General features: G+C 32.2%; 4 protein-coding genes. 2 read left to right on the forward strand and 2 right to left on the reverse strand.

Going from position 1 to position 2,981, the window contains the following annotated elements:
• Window positions 1-495 (reverse strand): hypothetical protein (locus K6343_02040; GenBank protein ID MEF3244754.1); only part of this gene is annotated, 495 nt, incomplete at its 3' end.
• Between the two features lie 138 nt (window positions 496-633).
• On the opposite strand from K6343_02040, the gene amrB reads away from it, so the two are divergent.
• Together amrB and amrA are read left to right on the forward strand one after the other, a co-directional pair.
• Window positions 634-1,422: an AmmeMemoRadiSam system protein B gene (amrB, locus tag K6343_02045; protein ID MEF3244755.1), complete on the forward strand. Its 789-nt coding sequence runs from the start codon at window positions 634-636 to the stop codon at window positions 1,420-1,422.
• Complete coding sequence (gene amrA, locus K6343_02050) at window positions 1,423-2,004, forward strand: AmmeMemoRadiSam system protein A (GenBank protein ID MEF3244756.1); 582 nt, start codon at window positions 1,423-1,425, stop codon at window positions 2,002-2,004. It abuts the gene before it with no gap.
• Here amrA and K6343_02055 read toward each other — a convergent pair.
• Window positions 1,998-2,981: MFS transporter (locus K6343_02055; protein MEF3244757.1), on the reverse strand; the 984-nt coding region annotated here is incomplete at its 5' end. The genes amrA and K6343_02055 overlap by 7 nt on opposite strands.

The raw sequence follows: 2,981 nt of genomic DNA on the forward strand, positions 1-2,981 counted from the left end.
TGCCATTATAATCTCGTCTGCCGCTAAAGTCATAAGTGTTGCAGCACTCTTTGCAAATAAAGGCACCACCGCTTTCAGTTTTTTACACCTTGACCGAATGATGTTCATCATTTGGTAGGCAGGATGCGGATAGCCACCATTAGAAAGAATTACCATATCAATCCTTGTCTTTTCAGGTGGAGTTTGAATTTTGTTTAGTTGATCTATTAGATCAAAGACATCGTCTCTGTCAATAGGAGCAAATTGGTTGTAAATCATAAAAAGAATATATCTATTCTCTATTTTCTCTTCTTGTGTAAAAGGGGGAATTGGGGTTTGCAATGGGAGTTGTTCTTTTGTTTCGTTTGATTCGCCAACTTCCTTTTCTTCTTTTTGCTCAACTTCTTTCTTTTCTTCTTTTCCTTTCAATGTGTCTTCAAACTCTTTGCTCTTCTCAGTTTCTTGGTGCTCAGGTTGTTCATCGCTTGAAAAATCACCTTTTTCACTGATGTCCATAAAATTCTACCTCCCTTCTTAAAAACCTCTTTTAAATTATATATTTTAGGTAATATTTTGCAAATACATATAAGCTCTTCATATTTGAAGTATACTAAAGTTAATATTTTATGTTATAATATTTATTAGGAGGAGAATATGAAAATTAGAGAAGTATCTGCTTCTGGAAGTTTTTACCCTGATAATAAAGAAGAATTAAAAAGCATCGTTAGAAAATTTGTAGAAAGTGCGCCATTTAGAGATCTACCAAATCTTAAAGCCATCATCTCTCCTCATGCTGGTTACATATACTCGGGTCCTGTAGCTGGATATAGTTACAAACAATTAATGAATATCGACTATTTAAATTTCCAAACAGTGGTAATAATTGCACCATCTCACTTTGCATACTTTAGAGGTGCCTCAGTGGGTCTTTTTGATGCATATAAAACTCCATTAGGATTTGTAAAAGTTTCAAAAAAAGCAAAAGAACTCTTATTCCTTGATGACTTCCATTTCATACTCGAAGCACACCTTGAAGAACATAGCATAGAAGTCCAATTACCTTTCTTGCAATACATACTTTCAAAATTTGAAATAATACCAATCCTCTATAGTGAAGCAAGCGCAAAAAGTCTAATAAAAGGAATAGAAGCTGTTTTAGATGAAAACACTATTATTGTAATAAGCACTGACTTAAGCCACTATTATTCATACGAAGAGGCGATTAAAATAGACCAACATTGTATAAATGCCGTTAAAAATTTGGACAACAAACAATTGAAGAACTGTGAAGCTTGCGGTAAAATAGGAATCGAAGTAGGGATAGAATTTTCAAAAAAATACAATCTTAAAAGTGAAATCTTATCATATGCAACAAGCGGTGATACAGCAGGTCCAAAGACAAATGTTGTGGGATACCTTGCTGCAGCTTTCTTTGGAGGATAGATGAATAATTCTCAAAAAATTGTTCTTTTAAAACTTTCAAGACAAACTATAGAAACTTACATAAAAGAAAAGAAAAAACTAAAAATTGATAAAAAGGATTATGGTGATAGTGAATACTGGGAGGAAAAAGGAACTTTTGTGACTCTAACCGAAAATGGTAATTTGCGTGGATGTATTGGATCAATTTATCCAGCAAGACCGCTAATCCTTGATGTTATCGATAACTCAATAAATGCCGCCTTTAGGGATCCTAGGTTTTACCCCGTTGAACTAAAGGAACTTCCATTAATTGATATAGAAATATCAATTCTATCATTTCCAGAAAAAATTAACTTTTCTAATACCGAGGAATTATTCAATTTAGTTAAGCCACTAAAACATGGGGTAATTATAAAAATGGGGTTTTACAAGGCAACATTTCTTCCACAAGTTTGGGAAGAGTTAACAAATCCAATTGAATTTTTTACACACCTCTGTTTAAAAGCAGGCTTACCTAAAAATTGCTTTGAAGACCCTGATCTTACTGTAGAAATTTACACAGTTGAATCATTTTCAGAAAAAGAGTTCAATTTGAATCAATAGGTATCTGGATCTTTAAAAAAGAAACCTAAAATAGATATAAGAACCATTGGTATAATCCCAAACACAACAAGAGACGATGTAAATGTCTTCGTTAATACACCCAACAGAGGAAAAATGCTTCCACCTAAATTTGCAAAAATAAGAATAATACCACTCCCAACACCAGCATATTTCACGCCAATATTACGGAATGCACTCGGAAGATGAAGTCCCAATGGATAAATTGGAAATAATGCAACCCCTAATATAAGAGAAACAAAAAGTAAATAACCAAAACTACTTAAGTAAAGACTCAAAAAAAGTGAAAAGACAACAATTAATGGAAGAATAATGAAAAAAATCCTTACTTTCTTAAATTTGTGGCTTAGGCTTGGTATTGTCATAGCACCAATTAAACAACCAATTAGAATAAAAGCATTAATAAAACCAGCTTTTGAAGGCTCAAGACCTTTAAATATAACGTTAAGTTTTGGATACCAACCCGCAAGATACTTAAATACCCCTATATCAAAGAAAGAAATTAGAGAAAGAATTAACAGTGATTTATTTGAAAAAACTAATCTAAAACCATCTAAAATAGGAAGTTTTTTGTTAACTTCTACATTAAGAAGCGTATCATTCCAATTTAGGACAGAAAAAATGTAAATTAATGAAAATACAACCGAAACTATACCGCATAAAATAAGATATAACTTTAACCCAAGCCACTTTGCTAATTGATAGGATACAAAAAAAGCTAAAATCTGACCTAAAACAAGAAAAGCAGTAAAATATGCAGTGATCTTTGAGGCTTTATCTTTCGGGAATAACCTATAGGAAAGTGGCGACCATGAGGTAAAAGCAAAAGTAGCACTTAAAGCAAACAGAAAATGAAACAAAAACATTAATAATACACTACCTGTAAATATACCTCTTAAAAAAACAAAAACACCTAATAAAATTGCGGCAATCATGGTAGATTTTTTAGGACTAACATC

Source organism: Caldisericaceae bacterium (genome assembly GCA_036574215.1).
In the GTDB taxonomy this organism is placed as follows: domain Bacteria; phylum Caldisericota; class Caldisericia; order Caldisericales; family Caldisericaceae; genus Caldisericum.

Excerpts from the sequence above, each read along its gene's own strand:
- amrB (MEF3244755.1), top strand. The coding sequence starts at position 634 with ATGAAAATTAGAGAAGTATCTGCTTCTGGAAGTTTTTACCCTGATAAT.
- amrA (MEF3244756.1), top strand. The coding sequence starts at position 1,423 with ATGAATAATTCTCAAAAAATTGTTCTTTTAAAACTTTCAAGACAAACT.